This window comes from Acidovorax sp. KKS102 (assembly GCF_000302535.1).
Taxonomy (GTDB): Bacteria; Pseudomonadota; Gammaproteobacteria; order Burkholderiales; family Burkholderiaceae_C; genus Acidovorax.
In genome coordinates, this window is record NC_018708.1 from 1,392,284 (window position 1) to 1,409,684 (window position 17,401).

The 17,401-nt window shown below is 65.7% G+C and carries 15 protein-coding genes; 6 read left to right on the forward strand and 9 right to left on the reverse strand.

Translation table 11 applies throughout. The annotated features are described in order from the left end of the window. Positions 1-39: 39 nt before the first annotated feature. From C380_RS06345 to C380_RS06365, 5 genes are all read right to left on the reverse strand, one after another. Positions 40-738, reverse strand: a complete 699-nt coding sequence (locus C380_RS06345; protein WP_015013033.1) for a response regulator transcription factor — start codon at positions 736-738, stop codon at positions 40-42. 118 nt (positions 739-856) lie between these two features. Further along, positions 857-1,771 carry a formylglycine-generating enzyme family protein gene (locus C380_RS06350; RefSeq protein WP_238544107.1) on the reverse strand — a complete coding sequence of 305 codons (915 nt, stop codon included), beginning with the start codon at positions 1,769-1,771 and terminating at the stop codon, positions 857-859. Between the two features lie 140 nt (positions 1,772-1,911). Beyond that, positions 1,912-2,172, reverse strand: a complete 261-nt coding sequence (locus C380_RS06355) for a hypothetical protein (protein WP_015013035.1) — start codon at positions 2,170-2,172, stop codon at positions 1,912-1,914. A gap of 196 nt (positions 2,173-2,368) precedes the next feature. After that, a complete protein-coding gene (locus C380_RS06360; RefSeq protein ID WP_015013036.1) occupies positions 2,369-3,673 on the reverse strand; it encodes a tryptophan--tRNA ligase in 1,305 nt (434 codons plus the stop codon). 63 nt (positions 3,674-3,736) lie between these two features. After that, the gene (locus C380_RS06365; protein ID WP_015013037.1) at positions 3,737-4,405 is read right to left on the reverse strand and encodes a site-2 protease family protein; all 669 of its coding nucleotides are present in this window, start codon (positions 4,403-4,405) and stop codon (positions 3,737-3,739) included. 255 nt (positions 4,406-4,660) lie between these two features. Between C380_RS06365 and C380_RS06370 the strand changes: the two genes are divergently transcribed. Beyond that, the gene (locus C380_RS06370) at positions 4,661-5,809 is read left to right on the forward strand and encodes a methyl-accepting chemotaxis protein (protein ID WP_015013038.1); all 1,149 of its coding nucleotides are present in this window, start codon (positions 4,661-4,663) and stop codon (positions 5,807-5,809) included. Between the two features lie 129 nt (positions 5,810-5,938). Here C380_RS06370 and C380_RS06375 read toward each other — a convergent pair whose 3' ends face one another. Continuing rightward, positions 5,939-6,574, reverse strand: coding sequence for an L-threonylcarbamoyladenylate synthase (locus C380_RS06375; RefSeq protein ID WP_015013039.1), 636 nt, complete (start codon positions 6,572-6,574; stop codon positions 5,939-5,941). Between the two features lie 97 nt (positions 6,575-6,671). Further along, positions 6,672-7,529: a 3',5'-nucleoside bisphosphate phosphatase gene (locus C380_RS06380; RefSeq protein WP_043566155.1), complete on the reverse strand. Its 858-nt coding sequence runs from the start codon at positions 7,527-7,529 to the stop codon at positions 6,672-6,674. 218 nt (positions 7,530-7,747) lie between these two features. On the opposite strand from C380_RS06380, the gene C380_RS06385 reads away from it, so the two are divergent. Both C380_RS06385 and C380_RS25690 read left to right on the forward strand, forming a co-directional pair. After that, positions 7,748-9,520, forward strand: a complete 1,773-nt coding sequence (locus tag C380_RS06385) for a methyl-accepting chemotaxis protein (protein ID WP_015013041.1) — start codon at positions 7,748-7,750, stop codon at positions 9,518-9,520. A gap of 127 nt (positions 9,521-9,647) precedes the next feature. Continuing rightward, positions 9,648-10,076 carry a 4-oxalocrotonate tautomerase family protein gene (locus C380_RS25690; protein WP_015013042.1) on the forward strand — a complete coding sequence of 143 codons (429 nt, stop codon included), beginning with the start codon at positions 9,648-9,650 and terminating at the stop codon, positions 10,074-10,076. 78 nt (positions 10,077-10,154) lie between these two features. Here the strand turns inward: C380_RS25690 and recJ are convergent, their stop codons facing one another. Beyond that, positions 10,155-11,879, reverse strand: coding sequence for a single-stranded-DNA-specific exonuclease RecJ (gene recJ / locus C380_RS06395; RefSeq protein ID WP_015013043.1), 1,725 nt, complete (start codon positions 11,877-11,879; stop codon positions 10,155-10,157). Continuing rightward, positions 11,876-12,838 (reverse strand): phosphoglycerate mutase, encoded by a 963-nt coding sequence (locus C380_RS06400; protein WP_015013044.1) that lies wholly within the window; start codon positions 12,836-12,838, stop codon positions 11,876-11,878. Before C380_RS06400 ends, recJ begins: the two co-directional genes overlap by 4 nt. A gap of 64 nt (positions 12,839-12,902) precedes the next feature. On the opposite strand from C380_RS06400, the gene C380_RS06405 reads away from it, so the two are divergent. The 3 genes from C380_RS06405 to lolD all read left to right on the forward strand — a co-directional run bounded on the left by C380_RS06405 (position 12,903) and on the right by lolD (position 16,856). Further along, positions 12,903-14,723 carry an ATP-dependent endonuclease gene (locus tag C380_RS06405; RefSeq protein ID WP_015013045.1) on the forward strand — a complete coding sequence of 607 codons (1,821 nt, stop codon included), beginning with the start codon at positions 12,903-12,905 and terminating at the stop codon, positions 14,721-14,723. A gap of 40 nt (positions 14,724-14,763) precedes the next feature. Then, entirely contained in the window at positions 14,764-16,017 is a 1,254-nt protein-coding gene (locus C380_RS06410) for a lipoprotein-releasing ABC transporter permease subunit (protein ID WP_015013046.1), read from the forward strand. A gap of 152 nt (positions 16,018-16,169) precedes the next feature. After that, a complete protein-coding gene (lolD, locus tag C380_RS06415) occupies positions 16,170-16,856 on the forward strand; it encodes a lipoprotein-releasing ABC transporter ATP-binding protein LolD (protein WP_015013047.1) in 687 nt (228 codons plus the stop codon). Positions 16,857-17,401 lie beyond the last annotated feature (545 nt).

A 17,401-nucleotide genomic window follows, 5' to 3' on the forward strand; every position in this document is an offset into this window, starting at 1 on the left:
CAGGGGGCAGTGCCCGCCAGACTCCGTCGCGGCACTGCGTCAGCTCTTGTGCTGGCCTTCGACGGCTTCAAAACGGTAGCCCACGCCATACACCGCCGTCACGATGAAGCCGTTGGCAGGGCGCAGGTCGAGCAGGGTGCGCAGGCGCGAGATGCGGGTGTCCAGCGAGCGCGACATCACATCGGCCACCTGGCCCCAGACCACTTCCTTGAGGTGGTCGCGCGACAGCAATCGGCCCATGTTCTGGAACAGGAACAGCGCCAGGTCGTATTCGCGGTTTTTCAGCTCCACGGCCACGCCGTCCTTTTCGATGGACCGGGTTTCGGGCAGAAAGCGGTAGCGGCCGAACTCCATCACCCCGCCGGTGTTTTCCGGGTAGGCGCGGCGCAGCAGGGCGGCCACGCGGGCATTGAGCTCGCCGATGCGCACCGGCTTGACCATGAAGTCGTCCGCGCCGCTGCCCAGGCCTTCGACAATGTCGCGCTCTTCCTGGCGGTGCGTGACGAACAAGATGGGTACGCGGGCCGCGACGTTCTGGCGCACCCAGCGCACAACCTCAGGCCCGGTGGTGTCGGGCAGGTGCCAGTCCACGATCAGCAGGTCAAAGGTCTCGCGGCGCAGCGTGCGCATCAGCTCCGCACCGGTCAGGTGGGTGTGGCACGCATGACCCATCGCCTCCGTGGCCTGCTTGATCAGATCCAGCTGAAGCGCATCGTCGTCCAAAGCGGCTATGCGCATGGTTCTCCCCATCCAAAATCGAACTGGGCATTATTGGCGATAACTACCACGGCGCAGGCGCGCTCCGCGCGGGGCGAGAGGGGTTTTGACATTTGTTAACCCTCCCCGCATGTGGTGGTCACCGCGCGGGGGGCTCTGCTGCTATCTCGCGCACCAGCCGCATGCCGACAAGGGTGTAGCGGGTCTGCGGGCTGTTCCAGTTGCGGTAGCCGCAGCGTGCATAGAGCGCCCAGGTGTGCCACGAGCCACCCCGGCGCACACGCACACTGCCCGTGGCCGGACCGGTGGGGTCGTTGCGTGGAGACTCGGCGTAGTAGGTGTCGCCATGCCAGTCGCCCGTCCACTCCCAGGCGTTGCCCAGCATGTCGTACAGCCCGAAGGCATTGGGGGCAAAGCGGCCTACTGGCGCGGTAAACGCGTATCCGTCGTTGCCCGCCAGCGCATGCTGGCGCCAGCGTGACCACTGTGGGGCTGCAGCCTGGTCGAAGGTGTTGCCTGCAGACACCAGCTCTTGCGGGTTGTCGCCGTGGGGGTACAGGCTGCGGCTGCCTGCACGGCAGGCGTATTCCCACTCCGCTTCGGTGGGCAGGCGGTAGCGGTGGCCCTCGGTGCGACTGAGCCACTGGGCCATGGCCTGCGCGTCGTTCCAGGTCACGTTCACCACGGGGTGGTCCGGGCCCTGCGCAAAGCCAGGGTTGCGCCACGAGTAGCGCGGGTCGCGCCCCTCGAACGCATCGCCGCGCCGCGTGGTGGCTGGGTCGTAGGCGGGGTTGTAGCCATAACCCCCAGTGCCGTCGGCCTCAGACTCTGGCCGGTAGCCGGACGCCTCCAGGAAGCGCTGGAACTGCCCCACCGTGACCTCGTGCTGGCCGAGGTAGAAATCACGGGTGATTTGCACCTCGTGGGCTGGCGATTCATCTGCCAGGTCGGTCAGGCGCTTGCGCTCCAGCAGCGGGAAGTTCTTTTCCAGCGTTTCGACGGGGGGCACGCCCCCCATCCAGAAGGCGCCCGCAGGCACACGGACAAAGGCCATGCCCAGGCTGTTGACCCAGGGCGATGTGACTGTGCCCGCCTGGGTGGACGGTGTGTGCTGGCAGCCCGCCAGCAGCCCGGACAGCGCCAGCAAGGCCGCACCGCTCGCCCAGCGGCGGCACGCTGGTGGGGCCGCTGGCCTCAAGGCTTGTCCTGCAACTCGCTCACGCATTCAAACACCAGACGCGAGCCATCGTTGCGCAACAGTTTGGCGTGCAAGGCCATGCGCTGGCATTCGCGGCTGGCCGCCGCATACGCCTGGGAAGTGTCGGGCCCGTAGACCGGCACGCTGAAGGTGCGGTCGCGGCCCGAGGCCATGGGGCCCGATGGGCCGTAGGGGTTGGTGGCATTGCAGCCCGCCAGCAGGGCCAGCACGGACACGGAGGCACACAGCAGTTTCATGGGAGTCTCCCGAGCAGATCAGGGCGCCCAGTTTACGCACCTGCCTGCACGCCACGCACGCTTGTGGGAGTCAAGAGACGGTGGATGAAGCCATTTTTTGCCCATTCAGGCCAGAGGTGCAATCACTATATGTCTTAATTGCTATCAAAAAAGTAGCGAATCGACGCAGGTATCCACTCGATCTCAGGGTCCCGGCTCAGGCCGCTGCCGCTGCCTCGGCCAGCGCCTGCAGGGCGGCCGTCACCTCGGCGGCGTCTACGCCATCCACCGGCACCAATCGCGGGGCCAGGGTCTGCAGGGCTGCGCTGTCCTTTTGCAACTGGGCAATCGCCTGGCCGGCCTCCTTGGGCGCGTCGAAGCCCGTGCTCTGCAGCAGCAGGCGGCCGTCGGCGGCCACGAGCTTGAAGTAGAACTTGCCGTCGTTCTCGCGGTACTGCTTGAAAGCGGGCAGAGAGGCCTTGGCGGCCTTGGCCGGTTTGGCGGCCGTGCTGGCCTGCACTAGGCTGCGCAGGCCCACGGCGCTGCGCAGCTCGCGGATGAAGGGTGTGGCCAGCGCGCGGGCGCGCTCGGCGCCGGCCAGCAGGGTCTGCTCGATGCGGGCGGGGTTGTGGATGAGTTCCTCGTACTGCGCGCGCATGGGGGCGATCACCTGGTCCACGCGCTCCAGCAGCAGGTGCTTGGCGTCGCCCCAGGCAATGCCGTCGGCATAGGCCTTGCGCAGGGCCTCGGTCTCTTCGGGCGTGGCAAAGGCCTGGTAGATCTGGAACAGGGCCGAGCCTTCGACTTCTTTGGCCTCGCCGGGCGCGCGCGAGTCGGTCAGGATGCCGCCGATGAGCTTTTGCAGCTGGGCGCGCGAGCTGAACAGCGGAATGGTGTTGTCGTAGCTCTTGCTCATCTTGCGGCCGTCCAGCCCGGGCAGTGTGGCCACATGGTCGTCGATGGCCGCCTCGGGCAGCACGAAGTGCTCGCCATACAGGTGGTTGAAGCTGGCCGCCATGTCGCGGGCCATCTCGATGTGCTGGATCTGGTCGCGGCCCACCGGCACCTTGTGAGCCTTGAACATCAGAATGTCCGCGCCCATCAGCACCGGGTACATGAACAGGCCTGCGGTCACGCCGTCGTCCTGCTCGCGCCCGGCGGCGGTGTTCTTGTCCACGCTGGCCTTGTAGGCGTGGGCGCGGTTCAGCACGCCCTTGCCGGTCACGCAGGTCAGCAGCCAGGTCAGCTCGGGAATCTCGGGGATGTCGGACTGGCGGTAGAACGTGACCTTCTCGGGGTTGAGCCCTGCGGCCAGCCAGCTGGCTGCGATCTCCAGCGTGGAGCGCTGGATGCGCACCGGGTCTTCGCACTTGATGAGCGCGTGGTAGTCGGCCAGAAAGTAAAAGCTCTGCACGCCGGGCGTGAGGCTGGCCGCCACCGACGGGCGGATGGAGCCGACGAAGTTGCCCAGGTGGGGGGTGCCGGTGGTGGTGATGCCGGTGAGAAAACGGGTGGTGCTCATGGGAAACAAAAACTCAGCAGATCAAATGAACAGGAAGTGGCAGGCTCGCAAGCTGTGCTGCGCTCAGCGCAGCAGGGCCGTCAGCGGGGTGAGCAACAGGTTGATGGCGGTGTAGCCCACAGCCATCAGAGGGCGCAGCCACAGCGTGCCCACCACCCCGGCGATCACCAGGCCCATCACGATGAAAAAGCCCCAGGGCTCGATGCGCGACACCATGTGCGCCTGCCGCCAGGGCAACAGGCCCACCAGGATGCGCCCGCCATCAAGCGGTGGCAGCGGAAACAGGTTGAAGGCCCACATCACCAGGTTGACCATGACCCCCGCGCGTGCCATTTCCAGGAAGAAGCGCTCCTCAATCCCCGTGCCCACCAGCACCAGCAGCAGCACGGCCCAGGCGATGGCCTGGATGAAGTTGGACGCGGGCCCGGCCAGGGCCACCCACACCATGTGCTTCTTGGGGTTACGCAGATTGCCGAAGTTGACCGGCACCGGCTTGGCATAGCCGAACAAAAAGGCGCCCGAGGTTGCAAAGTACAGCAGCAGCGGCATCAGGATGGTGCCGACCGGGTCGATGTGCTTGAAGGGGTTGAGGGTGATGCGCCCCATCATGTACGCGGTGTTGTCGCCAAAGTGGCGCGCCGCGTAGCCATGGGCCGCCTCGTGCACGGTGATGGCAAACAGCACCGGCAGGGCGTAGATCAGAACGGTTTGGATGAGATTGGAGGTGTCCACGTCGGGATTGTCTCAGACGCCCCGCTGTCCCCGGCGTTGCCAGGGTGACCCGGCGGGTGTTCAGCCGCCCGGACGCGGCCGCGTATTGTGGGTTGTACGTATGCCGACGGGTCTCCAGGCGGGGTGTTCGTTGCTAGCATCAACCTCTTGCCCGCAGCCCGTGCCAGTTTGTGCGAGTTCGTGCCCTTTGGCGCGCAGCGCTGCGCGGCGGCCCCTCCCACAACGACATACAACAGGCCTGGAGACATTGAAGCCATGTGGAACAACTTGAAGATCGGAACGCGCCTGTTGCTGGCGTTTGGCGGCCTCGCACTCGTCGTGCTGCTGCTGATGGTGATGGCACTGTCCGGCATCGGCGGCGCCGAGCAGGCGCTGCAGGGCGCCACGCCCCCCGCCCAGGCGGCGCTGGCGCAGCTGCAAAGTGCGCGCACCTGGGTGATCGGTTGCAGTGTGGTGGTGTTGGTGCTGGCCCTGGTGGCCACGCTCAGCCTGCGCGCCAGCATCGTGGCGCCGCTCAACCAGGCCATCCTGATTGCCGAAACCGTGGCGTCAGGCGACCTGAGCCAGGAGTTCAACTCCGACCTGGAGGGCGACTTTGGACGCCTGCTGGGCGCGCTGGGCACCATGGAGGACACGCTGACCGACCTGGTGTCCCGCATCAAGCAAAGCACCGATTCGATCACCGCTTCTGCGGCAGACATTGACCATGGCAACACCGACCTGTCGCGCCGCGCGGAAGACCAGGTGTCGTCCCTGACCGAGACGGCAGCCAGCATGGAGCAGCTGACAGCCACCGTGCGCCAGAACGCCGAGCGCGCCCATTCGGCCAGCGGCCTGGCCGTGCAGGCGTCGGCCATTGCCGAGCAGGGCGGGTCGGTGGTGGGCGAGGTGGTGCAGACCATGCAGGCCATCAGTGGCAGCTCGCGCAAGATCGTGGACATCATCCAGGTGATCGAGGGCATCGCCTTCCAGACCAATATCCTGGCACTCAATGCTGCCGTGGAGGCCGCGCGTGCCGGCGAACAGGGCCGGGGTTTTGCCGTGGTGGCCAGCGAGGTGCGCAACCTGGCCCAGCGCAGCGCGGTGGCGGCGCGCGAGATCAAGGCACTGATCAGCGCGTCGGTCGAACAGGTGGAAAGCGGCGCTGGTCAGGTGGGCAAGGCGGGCAAGACCATGGAAGAGATCGTCGGCGCCGTGGGCCAGGTGAGCGCGCTGCTGGGCGAAATCTCCACCGCCCTGCGCGAGCAGAGCGAAGCCATCAGCCATGTCAACGTGGCGGTGTCGCACATGGACGGCAGCACGCAGGAGACAGCCTCGCTGGTGCAGCATGCGGTGAGCACGGCGTCGGCCCTGTCGGCGCAGGCCCGCGACCTAGAGCAGGCGGTCGGAGCGTTCAAGCTGTGATGAATCCCTGAGCCGCCGCGCGGCTGTCCCTTCTAGGGTGCGTTACCGGCGGCAGGGCGAAGCGCGCTGCACGGCAGCGAATGTACCGGGCGTGGTGCCGCTGTTTCGGCGGGCTCTTTCAGTGGGGTCTTACAGCCCCAGCGCTTGCAGGCTGCCCCGGCCCTCGCGCACCACCACCGGGTCGCCGCCGGTGCCCATGGGGGTCAGGTCCACCACCGTGGTGGGCTCCAGCGGGCAGGCCCCGGCATCCACGATGGCGTCCACCAGCTTTTCATAGCGCTTGCGGATTTCCTGCGGGTCGTTCAGGGGCTCGGTCTCGCCCGCTGGGATCAGCGTGGTGGCCAGCAGCGGGGCGCCGTGCAGCTCCAGCAACAGCTGCAGGCCCTTGCGGTCGGGCACCCGCAGGCCAATGGTCTTGCGCGAAGGGTGGCTCACGCGGCGGGGCACTTCCTTGGTGGCTTCGAGGATGAAGGTGTAGGGGCCCGGCGTGCCCAGCTTAAGCAGGCGGTACTGGCGGTTGTCCACCCGCGCATAGTTGGCCAGTTCCGACAGGTCGCGGCACAGCAGGGTGAGGTGGTGTTTTTCGTCCACTTGGCGGATGCGGCGCAGGCGGTCTACCGCGTCCTTGTCGTCCAGGTGGCAGACCAGCGCGTAGCTGGAGTCCGTGGGCACGGCCACGATGCCGCCCTTTTGCAGCAGCAGTGCGGCCTGCTTGAGCAGCCGGGGTTGCGGGTTGTCGGGATGGGCTTCGAAATACTGGGCCATGGGGCGGGTTCTCAGTGATGCGTGGCGCTGAGTGTGGGGGCCTTGACGGGCCGCAGGTCGTCCAGGGGGCGGGTGGCGCGGCTGCGGCAGCGCGGGGTCATCGCAAAATCCGGTCGGACAGCAGTTCCCACACGGGGGTCAACGCGCCGGGCAGCAAAGGGAGCGTGCCCAGGTCGGTATGCGATTCGTCGGGGCTGTGGAAGTCGCTGCCACGCGATGCGGCCAGGCCAAACTCCTGCGCCATGTCGCCATAGGTCACGTACTCGGCCGCGCTGTGGCTCCCCGTGACGACCTCGACCGCCCGGCCACCGTGCTGCTTGAACTCGGAGAACAGTGCGAATTCTTCGTTGGCGCTGAACTTGTAGCGCGCGGGGTGGGCGATCACCGCCATGCCCCCCGCCTGCGTGATCCAGCGCACGGCGTCGCCCAGGCTGGCCCAGCGGTGGGGCACATAGCCGGGTTTGCCTTCGGTCAGGAACCTGCGAAACACCTCGGAGGTGTCTTTGCACACGCCGGTTTCGACCAGAAACCGCGCGAAGTGGGTGCGCGAGATGAGGGCCGGGTTGCCCACAAACTGCAACGCGCCTTCGTAGGCGCCCTTGATGCCCACGTGGGCCAGCTGGGCCGCCATCTCCTGCGCCCGTTCGCCGCGCCCGCCGCGTGTGGCGGCCAGGCCCTGGGCCAGCTGGGCGTCGTCGGGATCAAAGCCCAGGCCGACGATGTGGACGGTGGTGTCGGCAAAGGTGACCGAAATCTCGGTGCCGGTGAGGTACGCCATGCCCTGGGCCCGGGCAGCAGCGGCAGCGCGGTGCTGGCCGCCGATTTCGTCATGGTCCGTCAACGCCCACAGCTCGACCCCGTTGGCTTTGGCCCGCGCGGCCAGGTCTTCGGGCGTGAGGGTTCCGTCGGAAACGACGGAATGGCAGTGCAGGTCGGCGTTGAGGATGGAAGTCACCAACCCATTTTAGGCTTTGCGCCGCCAGCGTGCCGGGGGCGGGGCTGCCAGGCGCTGCAGCAGTGCTGGTACCGATGGGTATACGGGTTTGTACCGATGGGTCCGAGGCCTGTTGAAGCAACGGGCTGGCGTAGGCTTACGGCCGACATTGGATGTAATCGAATGTTTCATGGTGGTGAATGACCGACCATGAAGAACGATCCACGAGGAAAAGAGCCATGCAATTTGACAATATCCGCGTCTCCCGCAAGCTGTGGGGCGCCTTTCTGGGGCTCATGATTGCCATGTTGCTGCTGTCTGCGTTTGCGCAGAACCGCGGCAACTCGTCGATGTCGGCGGCCATGGACGCCGTGGTCGAGATCGAGGCCCGCATCTCGGCTGCCGTGCGCTGGCGGGGTGCCACCGAGACCGCCGTCACCATGGTCATGGGCGGCGCGGTGACCACCGATTCCGTGTTGGCTGAGCAATACGGTGCCAAGGTCAAGGAGATCATTGGCAACATCAACAAGGTGCAGGAAGGCATCGTGGCGGCTGCCACCGCGCCCGAGGAAAAAGCCTCGCTCGACAAGGTGCTGGAGGCCCGCAAGGCCGTGCTGGCCGCCACCGCCAAGACCTGGGAGCTGAAGGGCGCGGGCGACGCTGTGGCCACCCAGCGCTATGCGGACGAAGAGTTCGCACCCCTGGTCACCAAGTACCTCAAGGCGCAGGACGACTTTGTGACCACGCTCGAAAAGCGCCGCGACGTGATCCGCGCCGAAGCCACCCAGCGCCGCATTGAATACGCCATCACCGGCATCATCAGCTCCATGGTGCTGATGGCAGTCGGCCTGTTCCTGGCCTGGAAGCTGGTGCGCTCCATCACCTTGCCGCTGAACGAAGCGGTCGAGACCATTGATGCCATTGCAGCAGGCGATCTGACGCGCGAACTGCAATCCACCCGCAAGGACGAGTTCGGTCACATGCTGCGCTCGCTGTCGGCCATGTCGGCACGGCTGCGCGGGGTGGTGAGCGAAGTGCGCCAGGGGGTGGACTCGGTTTCGTCGGCGTCGGTGGAGATTGCCAACGGCAACCACGACCTGTCGGCGCGCACCGAACAGACCGCCTCCAACCTGGAAGAGACGGCAGCCAGCATGGAACAACTCACCGCCACCGTGAGCCAGTCGGCCGACACGGCCCGCCAGGCCAACCAGCTCGCTGGCACGGCCGCCCAAGCGGCAGCACGGGGCGGCGAAGTGGTGAGCCAAGTGGTCACCAGCATGCAGCAGATCACCGACAGCAGCCGCAAGATCAGCGACATCATCGGCACCATCGACGGCATTGCTTTCCAGACCAACATCCTGGCGCTGAACGCTGCGGTGGAAGCCGCCCGTGCGGGCGAGCAAGGCCGAGGCTTTGCGGTGGTGGCCAGCGAAGTGCGCAGCCTGGCGCAGCGCAGCGCCGAGGCCGCCAAGGAGATCAAGACCCTGATCAGCGCCAGCGTGGAGAACGTGGAATCGGGCTCGGCCCAGGTGGCACAGGCCGGGCAAAGCATGGAAGAGATCGTTGCCAGCGTGCAGCGCGTGAGCGACCTGATCGGTGAGATCACCGCCTCGGCCACCGAGCAGCGGGACGGCATCGCGCAGGTCAACCAGGCGGTCACGCACCTGGACCAGATGACACAACAGAACGCGGCGCTGGTGGAAGAATCCACGGCCGCAGCCGCCTCGATGCGCGACCAGGCGCAGCACCTGGCAGAGGTGGTGTCGGTGTTCAACGTGGGCGCGGTGGCGACCCGGGCGCCGGCAGCGGCGCCCCGCGCCGCAGCACCTGTCCCCGCACCACGGCCCGCCGTGGCCAAGGCAACGACCAGCGCGCCCCGCGTGGCATCGGCCGCTGCGCCGAAGGCCCCAGCGCCCGCCCCGGCGCGCCTGCCTGCAGCCAAGGCACCAGCCCCAGCGCCCGCAGCCAAGGCGGCGGCGCAGGGCGGCGATGATGATTGGGAGAGCTTCTAAATCGATAGCTGCCAGCGCATGACCATCAAGTGCTGGCAGCTATTTTTTTGGTCAGTATTCCGGCCGATTTGACAGCAAGGCAGCGTGAGCTGCCTTTTGTTTTGGTGCACCTTGAAAGGATTCTCCGATGCCCCTGGTCAACATCCGCCTGGCGCGCCGCGACGTGCCCACCACAGCCGCCCACAAAGCCGCCTTGATTGCCGGCGTGACCCAGCTCATGCAGCAGGTGCTGGACAAGCGGCCGGAAAGTGTCACCGTCATCATTGACGAGGTGGACCTGCAGAACCTGTTTGAGGCATTTTCGGGGATCGCATTGGAGTGCAATCGGGATGAGTGGATGCTTCGGGTGCGCCGCATGGGCTCATGCCCATGCAAGCAGCCGGGGCGTCCAATCGCCCGATTTCACTCCAACCCTTCGGGCAAGTGCCTTGCCGGGCGGTCTGCGGCGTTGCGGCGCTTGCCAATAGCCGGGCTATTGGCGGCGCACCGCGCCTTGCATCCCATCCCGGCAAGGTACTTGTGCGACCCCGAAAATGCCTCAAACAGGTTCTCGTAATTGGGGCCAAGGCGGCGAGCCAGTAACGGTGATCCGCCAGCGAAGCAGGGGGCCCATGCAGGCTTGAGCCGTGGCGCGCTAGACCTGCGCACCTTCGACCAAAAACTGCACCTTGCGCTCGCCCTTCCACTCGTTCACATCCAGGCGGAAGGCCAGCAGCACCCGGGCGGGCAGCTGCTCGGTGTGACCGAACCAGATGGCGTCCACGGGGTTGCCCTGGTGGATGAGCTTGAGCGACAGGTGGTTCTTGGCCTCGCCCACCAGGCGCTGGCTCACGATCTGCACCTCTTCGCTGAAGGTGGGCGGCGCAAAGCCCTGGCCCCAGACCTCGCGGTGCAGGGTGTCGACGATGTCGGCGCGGCAGTATTCAGGGGCCAGCGGGCCGTCGGTCTCGATGCGGCGGGTGAGGGTGGCGGCGTCCAGCCATTCCTGCGCCACCTGGGCAAAAGCCTGCTCGAACACGTCGAACGATACCTCGGCCACGGTGCAGCCCGCCGCCATGGCGTGGCCGCCAAACTTCAGGATCACGCCCGGGTGGCGCTTGGACACCAGGTCGAGTGCGTCGCGCAGGTGAAAGCCGGGGATGGAGCGGCCCGAGCCTTTGAGCTCGTGCTCCTTGCCCGGCGCGCTGCTGGCTGCAAACACGAAGGTGGGGCGGTGCAGCTTGTCCTTGATGCGGCTGGCCACGATGCCGACCACGCCTTCGTGAAAGTCGGGGTCGAACACGCTGATGGCCGGCGGGGGCTCCTCGCTCTCGTCAAACAGGCTCTCGGCCATCAGCATGGCCTGCTCGCGCATGCCGCTTTCGATGTCGCGGCGCTCGCGGTTGATACCGTCCAGCGTGGCGGCCAGTTCAGCTGCGCGGCCCGCGTCGTCGGTCAGCAGGCATTCGATGCCCAGCGTCATGTCCGCCAGGCGGCCCGCAGCGTTGATGCGTGGGCCCAGGGCAAAGCCAAAGTCGAAGGTGGTGGCCACTGGCGCCTTGCGGCCGGCGGCATGGAACAGTGCGGCGATGCCTGCGGGCATCTGCCCCGCGCGGATGCGCTTGAGGCCCTGGGCGACCAGGCGGCGGTTGTTGGCGTCGAGCTTGACCACGTCGGCCACTGTGCCCAGCGCCACCAGGGTGAGCAAGGGGTCGAGCTTGGGCTGGGTGGCGGCGTCAAACACGCCACGCGCACGCAGTTCAGCGCGCAGCGCCAGCAGCACATAAAACATCACGCCCACACCGGCCATGGACTTGCTCTCGAACGGGCAGCCGGGCTGGTTGGGGTTGACGATGGCGTCGGCAGCGGGCAGTTCGGGGCCGGGCAGGTGGTGGTCGGTCACCAGCACCTGCAGGCCCAGCGCCTTGGCTTCGGCCACGCCGTCCACGCTGGCGATGCCGTTGTCCACGGTGATGAGCATGTCGGCCCCGCGCTCCGCCACTCGGCGGGCGATGGACGCGGTCAGGCCATAGCCGTCGGTCACGCGGTCGGGCACCAGGTAGTCCACATTTTGGGCGCCCAGCAGCCGCAGGCCGCGCACGCCCACGGCGCAGGCGGTGGCGCCGTCGCAGTCGTAGTCGGCCACGATGATGAGCCGTTGGTTCTGCGCCATGGCATCGGCCAGCAGGCGGGCGGCCGCGTCAATGCCCTTCAAGCCCTGGTCGCCACTGGGCGGCAGCAGGCGGCCCAGGCCATCGTCCAGCTCGTCCTTGGCCTGCACACCGCGCGCGGCGTACAGGCGTGCCAGCAGCGGGTGCACGCCGGCCTGCTCCAGCGCCCAGGCGGCGCGGGGTGGAATGTCCCTTGCTATTATTTTCATAGCTGCACCAGCATGTTCGACCAGCGCATGGGGCGAAAAAGACCTTGAAACCGCTGCACAAGGCTGCGCGGAGCGGTGTGGAAGCCCTGCGCACTGCGTTCGCCGCACAGGGTCAGCTGCACGGGCGAGCCGCTTTCAGCCTGGCGCAGCAGGTCGGCCACGGGGCCGGCGTCCAGCGCGGCCCAGGCACTGGCCCAGGCGCGCCAGTCGTCGCGCAAGGCGGCGTCCCGCAGAGTGGTGGGCATGTGGGGCGGTGGGGTGGATGGGGTGGCGGGCGGTGGACCAGCCAGTGCGCCCGTGCCGTGCACCCAGAACGAGTTGACGACCGGCAGCCCCTGCGCAGAGCGCTCCTCGTTGAAGGCGTGGGTGTACAGCAGCATCTGCATTTCGCTGTGCAGGCGGTGCAGGGTGCGGGCCTGTTTGGCATCGGGCATCCAGGCGCGCACGTCGCGCAGCAGCACACGCTCCAGCGACGCGGTGGCCAGGTCGGCAAACAGCGGCCCGCTGGCCAGCCAGCGCGTGGGCTGGTCGTAGTGCAGGGTGATGCCGTCCTCGGCAAACCAGGGCGCCACGATGGCCAGCAGCGCGCGGGATGCAGCTTCATCCAGGCCCAGTTGCGCCGGGTCGCGCAGCGTGACGTGGTCGGTGCTGACCTGCCACTGGCAGGGGGTGACGAAGGCCCAGGCCTCGCCGTGGGTGGTCAGACCTTGCTGGTGGCAGTGCCAGGCCGCCCAGGGGATGCGGCCGTCTTGTGCGGGCAGGCCCAGGGCGCGGGCGAGGGCGCGTTCATGGGGGGCTGAGAAGCTGGTTTCTTCGCCGGTGTCGCTGTGCTCGGGGAGGGGGCTGAGCCGGGCCAGCAGCCGGTCCAGGTGGGGCAGGGCCAGGCCCTGTTGGGCTTGCTGGCATCCCGGCGAGGCGCTGGCGGCGTAGGGAATGAGCAAATGGGTGGTGTCCGACATGCCTCTATTGTCCGGGATGCCACAATCGCCGGTTTACTGAATTCACTCTACGGCGAGTATCCCCATGCGGCTGTTGCACTACCTCGAGATTGAGAACTTCAAGCGCTTCGGTGGCAAACAGCGCATTGAGTTAGACCATCCGGCGGTACTCATCGGACCCAACAATTGTGGCAAGACCAGTGCGATTCAGGCTCTAGCACTTTGGTCCCAAGCTGTACGTACTTGGTATGACGTGCGCAAAGACTCCACTGCCAAAGAGCGTACGGCTACGGCGCTCAATCGGCTGAACATCGTGGCTGTGCCTGTGCAGCGCGCTAGGTTTTTCTGGCACAACACCCAGGTTCGAACTGGCAACAAGGACATTTATCTGGTTATCACCGTGGGTGTCGAGTTCCAGGGAAAAGTCGTAGCGCTGTCGATGCGTTTTCGCAATCAGGGCGACGAACTGGTTTACTGCCATCCCGACCCGGCAGTTGCGGGTGACCTGCCGTTGATGAAACATGCTGCCGCGCTTCGGGTGGAGCTGCTGTACCCGATGTCAGGTTTAGAAACTGAAGAGCCTTTGTTGCAGCCCGGACGAATTGACGTTTTGCTGGGGCAGGGGCAGACGGCGCAGGTGCTTCGAAATCTGTGCCTGATAGTGCACCGATCTTCCAAGGATGACTGGCATCGGGTCGCTTCCTTGATGCAGCGGTTATTCAACGTCGCGTTGTCTGACCCACAAGAAACCACTCGTGGAAGCGTGGAGTTGCAGTATCGCCAGCCAGGAGTGAAAGAGGCGTTGGACGTGTCCTCAGCAGGGCGAGGCTTCCAGCAGATGCTTCTAATTTTCGCGTATCTGTATTCGCACAAGGGCAGCGTTCTATTGGTGGACGAGCCCGACGCGCATCTGGAAATATTGCGTCAGAAGCAAGTGTACGTATTGCTCCGGGATATAGCCAGCGAGAATGGATCGCAGGTGGTGGTGGTGACGCACTCTGAGGTCATCCTCGACGAGGCGTTGGATATCAATCTGACTTTGCTTTTGGATGGGCGAGCCGATGATCTGGCCCGAAAGCAGGATATTCGCAACAGCCTCAAGCACTTCGGTGCCGAGCACTATGTAAAGGCGCGCGAGCGTGGATATGTGTTGTACGTTGAGGGCGGCACCGATGTGGATATGTTGCGCGCCCTCGCTGAGCGGCTGGATCACCCGATTGCTCGGCAGTGGGATGAACGGATTAATTCCTTCTATGTGCAAAACAATTACCCGGATAGAAACCTCGAAGCCGAGTTGGAGCGAGTGGAGGGGGGATTTGGTGTAACGCCCCAGCAGCACTTCAATGGATTGCGAAATCTCTTGCCGGAATTGCGAGGCCTTGCCATCTTGGACAACGATGGTCGGGAAAAGCAGAACGTGCTTGATGGGCCGCTAAAGATCGTCTATTGGAAGCGGTACGAGGCTGAAAACTACTTCATCACTCCGGATCTGCTTCGAAGGTATGCCGTGAGTCACTATCCAGCAGATGATCTCTTTGCTCAGCAGACACTGACTGCGATTGACGAAGTGCTAGATGCCTTGGTATTGGAGCAGGTCTTTGATGGCGCGCAAGCTGACTTCGATGTTTGGCGCCAGGCGGGCACGGAGGCGTCAAGAGTGCTTTGGGAGGCCAAAACCGAGCGGCGTAAATTGAGCACATTCGCTGAGGAATTTTTTCGTGAGTTGGCGGCGCGATTAGGCGGAGGGCTGCTTTTGCGAAAAGGCGAACTGCATCGGCTAGTCGCATTCGTGCCTCCGGCAGCAATTCCTGCCGAGGTCAAGGAAAAACTTGATCGATTGGCAGAGGTCTTCCCGACACAGGTCAATGCCGAAGGCATGGATCAGGTGGATGCGCCACCTGCATGATGAATGCGAAAAACCCAGTTTCACGGAGTCTCGATAACTAATGAAAATCCCCTACGAACTGGCCCTGGGCTGGCGCTACACCCGCGCGGGCCGCGCCACGCGGCGCAATGGCTTCATCTCGTTCATCTCGGGCGTGTCCATGCTGGGCATCGCGCTGGGGGTGGCGGCGCTGATCATCGTGCTGTCGGTGATGAACGGCTTTCAGAAAGACGTGCGCGACCGCATGCTGAGCGTGGTCTCGCACATCGAGATCTTTGCGCCCCTGGGGGCCGCATTGCCCGACCCGGCGCTGACCCTGGCCGAGGCCAAGAAGAACCCGAACGTGATCGGTGCCGCTCCTTTTGTGGCGGCCCAGGCCCTGCTGGCGCGCGGCGAAGACATGAAAGGCGCACTGGTACGCGGCATCGACCCGGCCCTGGAGGGCGCGGTGACCGACCTGGCCGCCACCAACGAGAAGACGCTGAACCTGCTGGTGCCCGGCGAGTTCCGCGTGGTGCTGGGGGGCGAGCTGGCCCGCGCCCTGGGCGTGCGGGTGGGCGACCCGGTGACGCTGATTGCGCCCGCCGGCCAGGTGACGCCCGCAGGCGTGGTGCCGCGCCTCAAGCAGATGACGGTGGCGGGCACGTTTGACTCGGGCCACTACGAATACGACTCGGCCCTGGTGCTGCTGCACCATGAGGACGCGCAGCGCATCTTCCGCCTGGAAGGCCCCACGGGCGTGCGCCTGAAGCTCAAGGACCTGCACCAGGCCCGCGAAGTGGCGCAGCAGCTGGCGCAGTCCCTGAGCGGTCAGCTGCTGATTCGCGACTGGACGCAGCAGAACCGCACCTGGTTCGCCGCAGTGCAGCTCGAAAAGCGCATGATGTTCATCATCCTCACGCTCATCGTGGCCGTGGCGGCGTTCAACCTGGTCTCCACCCTGGTGATGACGGTGACCGACAAGCGCGCCGACATCGCCATCCTGCGCACGCTGGGCGCCAGCCCCCAGAGCATCATGGGCATCTTTGTGGTGCAGGGCGCGATGGTGGGCGTGATCGGCACGCTGGTGGGCCTGCTGCTGGGCCTTGGCATCGCCTTCAACATCGACGTGATCGTGCCGGCCATCGAGCGCGCACTGAACGCGAGCTTTTTGCCCAAGGACATCTACCTCATCAGCAAGATGCCCAGCGAGCCGCAGAGCAGCGACATCGTGCCCATTGCGGTCATCTCGCTGGTGCTGGCCTTTGTGGCCACCCTGTACCCCAGCTGGCGCGCCAGCCGTGTGAATCCTGCCGAGGCGCTGCGTTATGAATGATGAGAAACACCCCCCTGAGACGCTCCGCGTCTTCCCCCCGCTCTCGCATTGCTGCGCAATGCGGGCAGAGGGACGCAGCCAGCGCGGCGGGGCGGCCCTTGCGCGGCTGCCCCGACCTGGCGAGCGCCAGTTTCATGCCATGGATCACTGAGATGAATGCTGTAAACAACACCGTGGTGCTGGAAGCCAAGGGCCTGACCAAACGCTTTACCGAAGGCCGCCTGGACGTGACCGTGCTCAAGGGCGTGGACCTGCAGATTCATGCGGGCGAAACGCTGGCGATCGTGGGCGCCTCGGGCTCGGGCAAGAGCACCTTGCTGCACCTGCTTGGCGGGCTGGACGCACCCACGGCGGGCACCGTGCGCCTGAAGGGCGAGGAGATGTCGTCGCTGTCGGCGGAGCGCCAGGGGCAGCTGCGCAATCAGCACCTGGGCTTTATCTACCAGTTTCACCACCTGCTGCCGGAGTTCAGCGCGCTGGACAACGTGGCCATGCCGTTGCGCATTCGCCGTCTGCCGCTGGCGCAGTGTCATGCCGAGGCGGAGCGTGTGCTGTCGTCGGTCGGCTTGAAGGAGCGGCTGATGCACCGGCCGGCCGAGCTGTCGGGCGGTGAGCGTCAGCGGGTGGCGATTGCGCGGGCGTTGGTGACGCGGCCTGCGTGTGTGCTGGCGGATGAGCCTACGGGCAATCTGGACCGGAGTACGGCTGACGGGGTGTTTGACTTGATGCTGCAGTTGGCGCGGGATCAGGGGACGGCGTTTGTGATGGTGACGCACGATGAGTCGCTGGCGGCGCGGTGTGACCGGGTGATGAGGTTGGTGTCTGGGGTTTTGGGGTGATTTTGGCTGGATGCGCTAGTGGGATATGCGATGGTAGCTATTGATTTTGTAGTATCTGGTCGTTGCGCTGATTGGGCTGCTTGCCTGTGTTGAGGGCGGAGGCCGGGAGTCGCCCGGCGTGCGAGTAACTTTCTTTTGCTTCGCCAAAAGAAAGTCACCAAAGAAAAGGCGACCCCCAGTCTGCGACCCCGGCGCTTCGCTCCGGGGCAAACCTGCGGCGGGGCGGTTGCGGGGTGCGCCGTGGAACTCGCTTTGCGCTGGCGCGCGCCGCTCGGACAGCCCCGGCGAGTCAGAGCACGAAGCACGCGCGCTCCGACGCGCGTGCCACCCCACAACCGCCCCGCCGCAGGCGCAGCCAGCAGGGGTGGGACAACCGAACAGCCAACATCCATTCGGGCCATCGCTGCGCTCGGCCCAGTTTGCGCAGCGCGTGGCGCTTGCGCCCGCGAAACGGGGCCGAGCGCAGCGCAGCGAAGCAATGGCCCGTGTGGATGTCCGTTTGGGGTTCCCTTCTGCGCGTGCCGAGAAGCGCAGGGCAGGGGGTG